Source organism: Streptomyces liliifuscus (assembly GCF_016598615.1).
Lineage (GTDB): Bacteria > Actinomycetota > Actinomycetes > Streptomycetales > Streptomycetaceae > Streptomyces > Streptomyces liliifuscus.
Genome location: NZ_CP066831.1, coordinates 1,402,491 through 1,414,230 on the forward strand (window position 1 = coordinate 1,402,491; position 11,740 = coordinate 1,414,230).

Sequence of the window (11,740 nt, forward strand, 5' to 3'; positions counted from 1 at the left end):
GCGGTTTACTGGGGGGCATGACGCGCCCCAGCCCCAGCAGCCACAGCTCCGATCACGCACCCGTCATCGTCAGCTCCCCCGGCTCCTTCGCCCGGAGTGTGCTGGACGAGCGGCACCCGGCCCTCATCGAGCGCGTGCGGCGGGCCACTCCGTATCCGCCCGAGCGGCAGCGGGCGCTGGACGCCCTCCTGGAGGAGATCACCAAAGGGGTCATCGAGCGGCTCGACGACAGTGAGCCCGGCGCCGAGCGGTGGCTGGATGAGCCCCACTACGGGCAGCGCTGGCCGGATGTGCCATTCCTGTGGGCGGAGAGCTTCTTCTACCGCAAACTCCTGGCCGCCCTGGGCCACTTCACACCGGGGCCGTGGCAAGGCATCGACCCCTTCGCCCCCTTCAAGAACGCCGAACTCACGAGCTCCAAGGTCGACGAGGAGCTCTCCGCGCTCGACCGCCTGCCCGAACTCCCGGCGGAGGAACAGGACCGCACGCTCCTGCTCTCCTCCCTTTGGGGCAACCGGGCCGATCTGGGCTTCCAACTGTCCGCGGGCGCAGGTGGGTTGGGCGAGCGAGTGACGGGCCTGGTCGTGGACGACTCCGCCGCGCTGCTCGAGAGCCTCGAAGACGGTGAGCCCGGAAAGGTCTGTCTGGTCGCCGACAACGCCGGTCCCGAACTGCTTCCCGACCTCGTCCTCGCCGACCATCTCCTGACCACGCGGCGGGCGGCCACCGTCGTCCTGCACCTCAAGCCGTACCCGTACTACGTCTCCGACGCCACCACCACCGACACCCTGGCCTGTCTCGACCGTATGACCGGGGCGTCCGGACACGCGGCGGAGGTCGGCGAGCGGCTGCGGCAGGCCGTCGCCGGCGGCCGGCTGATCCTGCGCACCCACCCGTTCTCGTGCGCGCCGCATCCCTACGAGCGGATGCCGGCCGACCTCCGGGAGGACTTCGCGTCCGCCACGCTCACCGTGATGAAGGGCGATCTCAACTACCGCCGTCTGGTGGGCGACCGCCACTGGCCGGCCACGACACCGTTCGCCGAGGCCACCGCGTACTTCCCGGGCCCGGTGGCGGCACTGCGGACGCTCAAGTCGGACGTCGTGACCGGACTCGCGCCCCGGACGCTGGAGGAGCTGGACGCGGGCGAGGAGGCATGGCGCACGAGCGGGACGCATGCCCTGATCCAGTTCGGCACGACCTGATCCAGTCCGGCGCGTGAGCGTTCCGGTTGTGAGGGCTGGGCTGTTTGTCCCCTCATGGGGCGGTGGTGCCGCTAGCGTGCGCTGGTCACCGTTCGCGTGAATGTGCATGACATGCACAGGGGGGAAGTCAGCTATGGGGAACAAGCGTGTGCTGAGACATCCGGCACGGCTGATCGTCGCGTTGCTCGCCGGGTTCGTTCTGGTCCTGACCGGCACGGGCGCCGCCCACGCCACGACCACCGTGGAGATCCCGGCGGGTACCGAGGGCGGCGTCTCGGCGACCGTGAAGTTCTACGGGACCGTGGTGCCCCAGCCCTACAACCCGGATCCGACCGCCTACTTCGGCGACCGCAAGTGCCAACTGATCTACCACGACTACGACCCGTCGGCGGGCTGCGGGGGCTTCAAGCTCGGCGTCGTCCTGCACAACGTCCGCAACCAGCCCGGCTATCTGGCCGGGCTCAACAGCACCGGGAACTACTTCCAGGCGCACGCCGACACCGCCCGTACCTTCGGGTGCCTGCGCCCCGACGGCGGTTTCGACCACGGCACGAGCTTCGTCGTCCGCACCGAGCAGCAGCGCCTCGGCTCGACGTACTACGAGCCGGACAGCAACTGGATCCTGTCCAGGCACCGGAACTACGAGGGCGAGTTCGGCCCGCACTTCTTCGTCAACTTCGCTCCTGTGGAGGTGAGTTGCCCAGCCGGCATGACCGCGACCCAGTACGGGCTGAAGGTCAGCAACGTCAACATCAGCATTGACGACGCGAATGTCTTCGGTACGACGACGTGGAGTACGCCGGGGCCGTTCTACGGGTGACCGGCCGTACTTCTGGCGCCCGGGCCCACGGCGGGGTCCGGGCGTCTTTCCACTGTCGCGGCAGGCAGTCCGGCGGCCAGCAGCGCGCCCGGTGCGGCGACCGCGGCGAGGACGACCAGCGCGGTTCCCCTCGCGGAGGCACCGGCCGGTGCGAGCGTCGTGGCCACGGCCACCCCGAGGGCCGGACCGATGTTCATCGCGGTCTGCTGGAGTCCGCCGGAGACGCCCGCCGACCGCACGGAGGCCTCCCGCACGACGACCGCCGTCGCGGTGACCATCACGGGGGCGAAGCCCGCCCCCAGCAGCAGGAAGCAGCCGCCGATCGCCAGGGAGCCCGACGTCTGGTCGAGCCGGGACATCAGAAGCGTGGCGAGGGCCACAACGACCATGCCCACCACGGTCGTTCGGCGCGGACCGTACCGCCGCAGCAGCAGGGCCGAGGCCGGCGCGCCGACCACCATGGCCACCGCGAGCGGCAGCGCGTGCAGGCTGCCGTGGAGAGGGTCAAGGCCGAGGACGTCCTGGAGGTAGTACGTGCTGAGGAACAGCGTGCCGAACAGCACCGCCGACGCGGTGAGCAGGACACCGAGTGCCGAGGTGATGGTGGTCGAGCGGAACACCTCGGGCGGCACCAACGGCACTGTCGTACGCCGCTCGTGGCGGACGAAGGCGGCGCACGCGGCAGCCGTGCAGAGGAGTCCGAGCGCGCTCGCGGCCGTCCAGCCGGTGTCCGGCAGACCGACGAGGGTGTGGACCAGGCACACCAGCGTCACGCCCAGCAGGCACGCTCCCGGCAGGTCGAGGCGCACGTCCGAGGCCTCCCTCGGCACCCGCGCCACAAGGGCGAGGAGCACCGCCGCGAGCGCCGGGACGAGCCCCAGGAAGAAGACCGACCGCCAGCCGAAGTGGGTCGCCAGCGCCCCGCCGAGCAGCGGGCCGAGCGCGGCGGCGGCCCCGATGGCACTGGTGCGAACGGCTATCGGCATACCGAGGCGGTCGGGCGGATACGCGGCGCGCAGCATTCCCAGGGTCGCCGGTTGCAGCAGCGCGCCGAACACCCCCTGAACGACGCGCAGTCCGATGACCCAGCCCACGCCCGGCGCCAGGCCGATCGCCGCCGAGGTGACGGCGAAGCCCAGCATTCCGAGGGCGAAGACCCGTCTGTGTCCGTACCGGTCGCCGAGGCGTCCGGAGAAGACGAGCAGGCTCGCGACCGCGATGAGATAGCCGGTGCTCGTCCACTGCATCTGGACGAACGAGGCGTCCAGGTCGTGCCGCAGGCTGGGCTGCGCCACGGTCAGCGCGGTCCCGTCGAGGGCGACGAGCGCGGCTCCGGTGATGCCTGCGGCGAGCGTGAGGCGCTGGTCGCGCGCCGAGTTCACCGGGCCTCCGGTCCGAGGTGGGCGTCCAGCGCGGCCCGTACGAGGGGTTCGACGCCGTCGGCCCCCGTCGCGAGCTGGAGACTGCCCCAGCCCCACAACTGCGCGATGCCGTGCAGGTTCGCCCAGAGGGCGCCCGCCACGTCCGGCGCCCGCACGTCTGGGCGTACCCGACTCACCAGGTCCACAAGGGAGTTGAAGAGCGGCAGGCTGGTCTCGCGCAGGCCCAGGTTGTTGCTCTCCAGCAGGTCGTGACGGAACATCAGCTCGTACATACCGCGGTGGGACAGCGCGAAGTCGACGTAGATCCGGGCCAGCGCCGCGAGTTGGGCACGCGGGTCATCGTCGCCGCTGCCCGGTTCCTCACCATCCCCCGGCCCCTGGCCGCCCCGCAGCTCGTCGGCGACCTCGGCCCCCAGTTCGGCGAAGCCCTCATGCGCGATCGCGGAGAGCAGTTCCAGGTGGGTCGGGAAGTAGCGGCGCGGGGCACCGTGCGAGACACCCGCCCTGCGGGCGATCTCCCGCAGCGAGAGGGCCTGCGCTCCCTCCCGGGTCACCAGGTCCACGCCCACGGCCACCAAACGGGCTCGAAGTCCCGCCTCCTGTTCGGTCATGGACACTGTCTACCAGCCGTGAGTAGACAGTGTCTACTCACGACCGGGGGCATGTTCCGCACTGGGCGGAGGTGCGTGTCCGGCCGATCTGCGGGGTCCGCGAAACGCTCTCGCGCGCACCGCATACCATCACCGTGATGAGCAGCAGGACGCCCCGAGGACCGCACCGCGTCACGCGGGACGCGGTGCTGCGCCCTGCCCTCGCCGTGCTGCTCGCGGCGCTGGTGATGTGTCTGGGGTACGTGCCCTCGCACGGCCGGGCGGCCCCGGTCGCCGATCCCGTTGTCACCGTCTCCATCGCGCAGGAACGGCTGGGCTCCCCCGCCGAGCACGACCGGTGCTGCGGACTGCCCACCCGGGAGGCGCGGGCCGTACTGCCCGTGGGGGCGCATCCCCTGCCGGCGGTGCTGCCGCGTATGCCGGTCGTGGCGCGCCCGGTCGTCGCCTCGCACGTCCCCGTCCTGCCGCCCGCGCGGGGCGCTCCCGATCTCCATGTCCTCCAGGTGCAGCGGATCTAGACCGACGTCCATGCCCGACGACGTCTGTCCGACCCCTCACCCACCGCCGCCCGAAGGAACCGGCGCGGCGGGGACAAGGAACGCATTCCCATGAGCAAGACCAGCAAGAAGTCGGCGTCCGCGGCGCGCAAGGCGCGCGTCGAGGAGCTTCGGCGGGCGGAGAAGGCCCGCGAGCGCAGAAACCGCGTCCTCACGATCACGGTCAGCACGGTCATCGTCGCCGGTCTTGTCGCCTTCGGCGCCTACGGCATCAACAAGGCGAACGACAAGGACGAGCAGCAGCAGGCGGCCGTGAAGAAGCCCGTGAAGGGCGAGAAGTCCTGGAACGCGAAGAAGCTGACGCAGAACCATGTCGCCAAGGCCGTGTCGTACCCGATGAACCCGCCGGTCGGCGGCGACCACAACCAGGCGTGGATGACCTGTGACGGCTCGGTCTACACGAAGGCGATACCGAACGAGAACGCGGTGCACTCGCTGGAGCACGGCGCGGTCTGGGTGACGTACAACGACAAGGCCGCGGATGCCGATGTGAAGACTCTCGCCGACAAGGTCGCCAAGACCCCGTACACGCTGATGAGTCCGGTGAAGGACCAGGCCGGGGCCATCATGCTGTCGGCCTGGGGCAAGCAGCTGACCGTGGACAAGGCGTCCGACCCGCGGGTCCAGCAGTTCCTCACGAAGTACGTGCAGGGCGCGCAGACCCCGGAGCCGGGGGCCGCGTGCACGAACGGGATCGACGCGTCCTGACGAGCCGGCGCCGGGCTCTTCCGGGAGCCCGGCGCCACGCCGTATCTCCGTCTCTGGCAGGCTCACCCCAGGCGCATCGTTCCGATCCCGAGCAGGACGCCCCGGACAGGGCGTCCTCGGCAGGAGGCGTGAGATGGAGACGCTCGACTCGCAGGATCCGCTCGCCGTCGCGGTGACCGAGGCGATCCGCGGCGGTGACCTGGCCACACTCCGGCAGTGCCTCGCCGAACACCCCGGCCTCGCCGACACGCGGATCGTGCGGCGCGGCGCCGGAGCGGGGACGCGCAGCCTGCTGCACATCGCCGCGGACTGGCCCGGCCACTACCCGAACGGCCCCGCGGTCGTCGCGGCCCTCGTCGAGGCGGGCGCCGACCCCAACGCCCGCTTCGAGGGCGCCCATTCGGAGACCCCGCTGCACTGGGCGGCCAGCAGCAACGACGTGCCCGTACTGGACGCCCTCGTCGAGGCGGGCTCCGACATCGAGGCCACCGGTGCCGTGATCGGCGGCGGCACACCCCTCGCCGACGCCCGCGGTTTCGGACAGTGGCGGGCGGCGCACCGGCTGGTCGAACTGGGCGCGTGCACGACGCTCATGGACGCCGCGACCCTCGGTCTGCTGGACCGGGTGAAGGAGGTCGTCGAGGGCGCCGAACCGCCGGGCCGCGACGCCGTGACCCGCGCGTTCTGGGGTGCCTGCCACGGCGGTCAACTGGCCGCCGCCGACTATCTGTTGGCACGGGGAGCCGATCTCGACTGGGTCGGCTACGACAACAAGACCCCTCTCGACATCGCACGGTCGACCGACGCGGACGGGGTCGTCCAGTGGCTGCGGGAGCTCGGCGCGAAGGGCCGCACCGAGCTGCCCTGACGGTTCGCACGGGATCCGGGCCCGACGCCCGCGCCTACGCCTATGCCTGTTTCGGCCGGGCGGGCGGATGCGCGCGGGCCGCGTCGCCCGCCTCCCCGTCCCTGGTCCTGGTCCCGGCCCTGACCCTGGCCCGCCATCTGCTCGCGCCCGCGCCCTCGTCCGCGGTGCCCGGGGACAGCAGCCGGGTCAGTACGAGCATCGTCTCCAAGTGGCGTTCGGGGTCCGGGCAGTTGCCGTCGGTGAGCTGGGTGATCTGGCGGAGGCGGTAGCGGACCGTCTGTTCGTGGACGTGCAGGCGTTCCGCCGTGAGGACGGCGTTGTCGCCGCAGCGCAGATACACGAGCAGGGTTTCGAGGAGCGGTTCGCGGCGGCGGGGCGGGAGTTCCAGGAGCGGCCCGAGGAGCTCGGCCGCGGCCGCTTCGAGGAGGTCGCCCGACCGGAATGCGGTGAGGACGGCCACGTGGTCGACGCAGCGCAGCGGCGTGTCGGCGGGCAGAGTCCCGCGTTCGACGAGCTCCAGGCCGCGCCGCGCCCATCGCAGCGACACCGCACCCCGGTCGGCGGGCACCACTGGCCCGAGAGCCGCCCCCTCGGTCCTCGGAAGCCAACGGGGGCCAGGCGTACGGGGGTTGGGCAGGATGAGATAGGGCGCGGCGGGGCTGCGGTCGGCGAGCACCTCGGGCGGCAGGACGTGTGTCTGCGGATGGTCACCCGGTGGCAGGGCGAGGACGGCGAGCGTGCCGGGCAGCCGCCAGTCGGCCGCCGCCGCCAGCTCGGCGAGCGGCCGGGCCCGGTCGTCGGGCTCGGCGACCAGGGCGTCACGCAGCCGGTCCCGCTGTACGTCGAGCGGGGCGCGGTGGCTCTCCTCGGCGTAGCCGCGTGTCGCGGCCGCGATGGCCGTCCCGATCAGGGTGAACGTGTCCTCGGTGAGCGTCGCCAGCAGGGGCGCGGGCCAGTGGAGGCGGTACGCGTCCTTGATGAGGCGGCGGCACGCCACCCGTCCCGCCAGGTCGAGGGCGTCCCGCAGTGCGTCGAGGGGGCAGCCCAGGCGGCCGTGCCGCGCGCCGATGCGCTCGTACAGGGCGATGATCTCGGCGGTGGCGGCCGGGCCGCGCAGACCGGTGTCGTGGATCGAGATGAAGCAGTTGACCGTGCGGTCGATGATCTGCCGGACCGAGTAGCCGTATGTGCCGTCGACGATGTGCGTGTAGTGCGGCAGACCGGTGCGGACGGCCTCCTCCATCTCGTCGACGGCGGCCGGCATGTGCCGCAGCAGCGTCCGCCGCATCTCGCCCGGGAGCGGCGTGGCGTGCTGAGGGTGCGGATCCTTCGTGCGCGCGGCTCGTTCGTGCGTGCTGGTGCGCGCGGCCCGTTCGTGCGTGGGGGTCAAGGGGCCTCCCGTGGATTCCCGTGGGGGTGGGCAGCCTCCGGGACCTGTGTGACGTACGCCAGATTCCGCGCGCGGACCGGCGGCGAAAGTGTCACCCGGCTTACACTCCGGACCACGACGACTCACTGTCCCGTGCTAGGCCCTGTCGCCAACTCCCGTCGTCCGCCCGGAGGGCGGGCCCTTCGGCGGTATGGGGGTCCCCCTGGTCGAGCGAAGTCGAGAGCCGGCACAGGCGTGCTCTCGGCGTGCCAGGCGCGAGCGCGCGTGGCGTCGCCCGGTTGGGGCACCTCCTCGCCGCAGGCTGGGGGTGGGAGTCCGACTACAGGGCCGAGCAAGGGAGTTGGACGTGTCAGCTGTCGATCCGCTCTTATCCAGGCGCCCGTGGCACGATCTGCCTCCGGCGCTCGCCCCGCTGCTCCGGGCCAGACTTCCGGAACTCACCACGGAGATGGTGCAGGCCATCCGCAGAGAGGTGCGCGGCTACCGGCAGCCGATCGGCTCCGCCGTCGCCCACGACCTCGCCGAGGCGGTCCGGCTGGCCGCGACACAGTTCACCGAGCTGGTGGAGGAGCCGGACGCGCCGCAGCAGCACTATGTGCCGCGCTTCAAGCGGCTGGGCAGACTGGAGTATCTGAGCGGGCGCGGTATGGACGGGCTGCAGGCCGCGTACCGGATCGGCGCCCGGGTGGCGTGCCGCCGCTACATGGACGTGGCCCGGGAGGCCGCGTTCTCCGGTGAGATCGCCGTCCCGCTGAGCGAGGCCGTGCTCACACACATCCACGCGATGGCCGAGGGCTCGGTGGCGGGCTTCGAGGAGGCGCGGGCCGGAGCGGCCGACGAGGTGCTTCGCACCCGGCGGCTGCTCGCCGCGCGACTCCTGGCACGCAACCGGGATCCGCTCGCGGAACCGCTGCCCGATCTCGCCCGCAGGGCCGCCTGGCCGCTGCCGGAACGGGTGCGGTGCGCGGTACTGCCCGCCTCCACCGACCTGACCGCGGTCCATGAGGACGTACTGCGGGTGAGCCGCGGCGGCGAGGTGCATCTGGTGGCGCCCGACGACAGCCTGCTGACCGTCCTGGAGGGCACGGAGGTGGCGATGGGCCCGAGCGTGCTGCTGAACGAGGCCTGGGTCTCGCTGCACTGTGCCCGGCTGGGGCGGCGCCTCGGGCGGCTCAGGGCCGAGGACCATCTCGCGGAGCTGCACCTCCTGCACGGCTCGCCGATCGGAACTCTCCTGACCGACCAGGTACTTGAGCCGTTGCGCACCCTGCCGCCGGGCAAGGCGGAACGGCTCACGGACACGCTCGACGCGCTGCTCACCTCCGGTGGACGGACCGCTCCGGAGGTCGCAGCCGCGTTGGGCATCCATCCGCAGACCGCCCGCAACCGGCTGCGCCAACTCGCCGCGCTGTACGGCGACAAGCTCGACGACCCGGCATTCCGCTTCGACGTGCAGCTCGCGCTGCGCAGCAGGTCAGTGCGCCGTTCCTTGCTGCCCTGACAAACTTCCGTACGGAATTCAGCAGTTGAGCCAGAAGCGGTCCTGACTTTCGGTCAGCATGCTCTGGCCGCATGAGACATGCCAGCACCCGCGCAGCGAAACGCCTAGGCCTCCTCTCCGGCGCCGCCGCACTGGCGGTGAGCCTGAGCCTCCTTCCCCAGGAGGCTCAGGCAGGACCCGGAGACTTCCAACGGGGCCCCGACCCCACCGAACAGTCCATCACCGCCGAGCGCGGTCCCTTCGCCACCGCTCAGACCACCGTCGACGGTCCGACCTTCAAATCGGGCACCGCCTACTACCCCACCGACACCAGCCAGGGCACGTTCGGAGCCGTCGTCGTCAGCCCCGGCTTCGTGACGCCGGAGGCGCTGATCAGCTGGTACGGCCCCCGCCTCGCGTCGCAGGGCTTCGTCGTCCTGACGCTGGAGACCAACTCGGGCTTCGACCAGCCCGACGACCGCGCCACCCAGATGCTCAACGCACTCGACTACCTCGTCCGGTCCAGCTCCGTGCGCACCCGTATCGACCCCAACCGCCTTGCGGTGATGGGCCATTCGATGGGCGGGGGCGGCTCGCTCAAGGCGTCCGAGTCGCGCCCCTCACTCAAGGCGGCTGTACCGCTCATGCCGTGGAGCAACGACAAGACCTGGCAGACCGACCGGGTGCCCACGATGATCATCGGCGCCGAGAACGACGCCATCGCCTCGCCCGCCTCGCACGCGGAGGTGTTCTACAACAGCCTCACCGCCGCACCGGAGAAGGCGTACCTGGAGCTCCGGGGTGCGGACCACAACGTGGCGCTCGGCTCCAACGTGACGATCGCGAAGTACAGCATCGCCTGGCTGAAGCGGTTCGTCGACGAGGACGTGCGGTACGAGCAGTTCCTCTGCCCGGCACCCACGCCCAACACGCAGATCAGCGAGTACCGGAACACCTGCCCCACGGGTTAGCCCCCGCCCGAGGGGGGGACGGCCGCGCGGTCCGTACGCGGACCGTGCGGCCCGCGCGTGCTCGCCGAGGTCCCGGCGGACCTCGGCGAGCACCTGTGGGTTACGCACACGGGCACAGCGGTGCGCGCACATCGCCTCGGATCGATGCATCACTCCGAATTGAGGCATCACCCCGAATTGATGTTGCGCACATTCTTGACCACCGCCGCAATCATGCCTAGCTTCACTGTGCCCGCCCCGTCACAGGAAGCCCGCTGTGCACATGTCGCGCCAACCGCCTTATGGACAGGCCCAGTTGCGCCGTCATGCCCCCCACCGCCGAAGGGACCCCCTCGTGAATCGCCGACTTCTCCTCTCGGTCGCCGTCCTGTTGATGGTGACCGCGGCCCCGGCTCATCCGGCCACCGCAGAGGACGTCCACGTCGAGGGCACGCTCGCCTCCGGCGCGACGTACGTCATGGACGTCCCCGCCGGCTGGAACGGCACCGTGCTCCTGTTCAGCCACGGCTTCCGGCCGAAGGGCGCCCCCAACCCGGCCCAGAACGTCACCGACCCCGCCACCCGCGCGCTCCTCCTCAAGGACGGCTATGCGCTGGTCGGTTCCTCGTACGCCACCACGGGCTGGGCGGTGGAGCACGCGGTGCCGGACCAGCTGGCGACGCTCGACGCGTTCACCGAGCGGTTCGGCGCGGCCCGGCGGACCCTTGCCTGGGGCCAGTCGTACGGCGGGTTCGTCACCACGAGGATCGCCGAGCGGCACGGCGACCGGATCGACGGATCGCTGTCCGTCTGCGGACTGGTCCACGGCGGTGTCGCCAACTGGAACAACACGCTCGATCCGGTCTTCGCCCTCAAGACCCTCCTGGCACCCGACGCCTCGATACCCCTGGCCGGATTCAAGGACCAGGCGGCCGCCACGACCGCCGCCACCACCCTGGCCGGTGTCGTCACCCAGGCGCAGACCGCCGCGGACGGCCGCGCCCGCATCGCCCTCGCGGCGGCCCTGCACAACATCCCCGGCTGGAACGACCCCTCCCAGCCCCGCCCCGCTCCCGACGACTGGAACGCCCAGCAGGCCAACCAGTACACGGCCGTCCGGGGCCTCCTCGCGACCGCGGCATTCAGCTGGCGTCAGGACACGGAGGTGCTGGCGGGCGGCAACTCGTCCTGGAACACGGGCGTCGACTACGCGAAGCTGCTGCGCACGTCCTCGGCGTACAAGGAGGTCAAGGGCCTCTACAAAGCGGCCGGGCGTTCCCTGAAGGCCGACCTCAGGGCGCTCAACACCGCCCCGCGCGTCAAGGCCGACAAGAAGGCGGTCGACTGGATGAGCCGGACCAGCGCCTTCACCGGCCGCCTGACGAAACCTCAGCTCACCGTCCACACCACCGGCGACGCCCTCGTCCCCGTACAGACGGAGAGCGCCTACCTGCGCGCCGCCACGGCCGCCGGTTCGCGCCCGCTGCTGCGCCAGGCGTATGTGGACAACGCCGGTCACTGCACGTTCAGCCCCGCCGAACAGATCGCCGCCCTGGACACGCTGGAACACCGGGTCGACACGGGCCGATGGGGCGACACGGGGGCCGACACCCTCAACTCACGGGCGACGCAGGCCGATCCGACGACTCCGGCCCGCTACGCCGCGTACCGCCCCACTCCGTACCTGCGCCCCTACGACCTGGCCCATCCGGGCGACGCGTACCGGCCCTGACCCGTCCGGCCCGGCGTGGGAGCGGCCCGGCCGTCGG

Annotated in this window: 11 protein-coding genes; 8 read left to right on the forward strand and 3 right to left on the reverse strand. The window is 71.5% G+C overall.

The features are described 5' to 3' along the window. Positions 1 to 17: 17 nt before the first annotated feature. Together JEQ17_RS06115 and JEQ17_RS06120 are read left to right on the forward strand one after the other, a co-directional pair. Positions 18 to 1,205 (forward strand): damage-control phosphatase ARMT1 family protein, encoded by a 1,188-nt coding sequence (locus tag JEQ17_RS06115; protein ID WP_200394247.1) that lies wholly within the window; start codon positions 18 to 20, stop codon positions 1,203 to 1,205. Between the two features lie 133 nt (positions 1,206 to 1,338). Further along, the gene (locus JEQ17_RS06120) at positions 1,339 to 2,025 is read left to right on the forward strand and encodes a hypothetical protein (RefSeq protein ID WP_200394248.1); all 687 of its coding nucleotides are present in this window, start codon (positions 1,339 to 1,341) and stop codon (positions 2,023 to 2,025) included. On the opposite strand, the gene JEQ17_RS06125 is transcribed toward JEQ17_RS06120, so the two are convergent. Together JEQ17_RS06125 and JEQ17_RS06130 are read right to left on the reverse strand one after the other, a co-directional pair. Further along, positions 2,016 to 3,407 carry an MFS transporter gene (locus tag JEQ17_RS06125; protein WP_200394249.1) on the reverse strand — a complete coding sequence of 464 codons (1,392 nt, stop codon included), beginning with the start codon at positions 3,405 to 3,407 and terminating at the stop codon, positions 2,016 to 2,018. The genes JEQ17_RS06120 and JEQ17_RS06125 overlap by 10 nt on opposite strands. Continuing rightward, the gene (locus JEQ17_RS06130; protein WP_200394250.1) at positions 3,404 to 4,018 is read right to left on the reverse strand and encodes a TetR/AcrR family transcriptional regulator; all 615 of its coding nucleotides are present in this window, start codon (positions 4,016 to 4,018) and stop codon (positions 3,404 to 3,406) included. Before JEQ17_RS06130 ends, JEQ17_RS06125 begins: the two co-directional genes overlap by 4 nt. A gap of 137 nt (positions 4,019 to 4,155) precedes the next feature. On the opposite strand from JEQ17_RS06130, the gene JEQ17_RS06135 reads away from it, so the two are divergent. The 3 genes from JEQ17_RS06135 to JEQ17_RS06145 all read left to right on the forward strand — a co-directional run bounded on the left by JEQ17_RS06135 (position 4,156) and on the right by JEQ17_RS06145 (position 6,151). Further along, the gene (locus tag JEQ17_RS06135; protein WP_200394251.1) at positions 4,156 to 4,536 is read left to right on the forward strand and encodes a hypothetical protein; all 381 of its coding nucleotides are present in this window, start codon (positions 4,156 to 4,158) and stop codon (positions 4,534 to 4,536) included. Positions 4,537 to 4,626: 90 nt separating this feature from the next. Then, entirely contained in the window at positions 4,627 to 5,283 is a 657-nt protein-coding gene (locus JEQ17_RS06140) for a DUF3105 domain-containing protein (RefSeq protein WP_200394252.1), read from the forward strand. Between the two features lie 133 nt (positions 5,284 to 5,416). After that, the gene (locus JEQ17_RS06145; protein WP_200394253.1) at positions 5,417 to 6,151 is read left to right on the forward strand and encodes an ankyrin repeat domain-containing protein; all 735 of its coding nucleotides are present in this window, start codon (positions 5,417 to 5,419) and stop codon (positions 6,149 to 6,151) included. 40 nt (positions 6,152 to 6,191) lie between these two features. On the opposite strand, the gene JEQ17_RS06150 is transcribed toward JEQ17_RS06145, so the two are convergent. Continuing rightward, on the reverse strand, positions 6,192 to 7,541 hold the full coding sequence (locus tag JEQ17_RS06150; protein WP_200394254.1) for a helix-turn-helix domain-containing protein: 1,350 nt from the start codon (positions 7,539 to 7,541) through the stop codon (positions 6,192 to 6,194). 346 nt (positions 7,542 to 7,887) lie between these two features. On the opposite strand from JEQ17_RS06150, the gene JEQ17_RS06155 reads away from it, so the two are divergent. From JEQ17_RS06155 to JEQ17_RS06165, 3 genes are all read left to right on the forward strand, one after another. Continuing rightward, positions 7,888 to 9,042, forward strand: a complete 1,155-nt coding sequence (locus JEQ17_RS06155; RefSeq protein WP_200394255.1) for a helix-turn-helix domain-containing protein — start codon at positions 7,888 to 7,890, stop codon at positions 9,040 to 9,042. 71 nt (positions 9,043 to 9,113) lie between these two features. Then, positions 9,114 to 9,992 (forward strand): poly(ethylene terephthalate) hydrolase family protein, encoded by an 879-nt coding sequence (locus tag JEQ17_RS06160; protein ID WP_200394256.1) that lies wholly within the window; start codon positions 9,114 to 9,116, stop codon positions 9,990 to 9,992. 373 nt (positions 9,993 to 10,365) lie between these two features. After that, a complete protein-coding gene (locus JEQ17_RS06165) occupies positions 10,366 to 11,703 on the forward strand; it encodes an alpha/beta hydrolase family protein (protein WP_200401330.1) in 1,338 nt (445 codons plus the stop codon). The last annotated feature ends 37 nt before the right edge of the window (positions 11,704 to 11,740 follow it).

What these genes read in the sequence shown, in the direction of transcription:
- JEQ17_RS06115 (WP_200394247.1), top strand. Translation starts at nt 18, where the DNA reads ATGACGCGCCCCAGCCCCAGCAGCCACAGCTCCGATCACGCACCCGTC.
- JEQ17_RS06120 (WP_200394248.1), top strand. Translation starts at nt 1,339, where the DNA reads ATGGGGAACAAGCGTGTGCTGAGACATCCGGCACGGCTGATCGTCGCG.
- JEQ17_RS06130 (WP_200394250.1), bottom strand. Translation starts at nt 4,018, where the DNA reads ATGACCGAACAGGAGGCGGGACTTCGAGCCCGTTTGGTGGCCGTGGGC.
- JEQ17_RS06135 (WP_200394251.1), top strand. Translation starts at nt 4,156, where the DNA reads ATGAGCAGCAGGACGCCCCGAGGACCGCACCGCGTCACGCGGGACGCG.
- JEQ17_RS06140 (WP_200394252.1), top strand. Translation starts at nt 4,627, where the DNA reads ATGAGCAAGACCAGCAAGAAGTCGGCGTCCGCGGCGCGCAAGGCGCGC.
- JEQ17_RS06145 (WP_200394253.1), top strand. Translation starts at nt 5,417, where the DNA reads ATGGAGACGCTCGACTCGCAGGATCCGCTCGCCGTCGCGGTGACCGAG.
- JEQ17_RS06160 (WP_200394256.1), top strand. Translation starts at nt 9,114, where the DNA reads ATGAGACATGCCAGCACCCGCGCAGCGAAACGCCTAGGCCTCCTCTCC.
- JEQ17_RS06165 (WP_200401330.1), top strand. Translation starts at nt 10,366, where the DNA reads ATGGTGACCGCGGCCCCGGCTCATCCGGCCACCGCAGAGGACGTCCAC.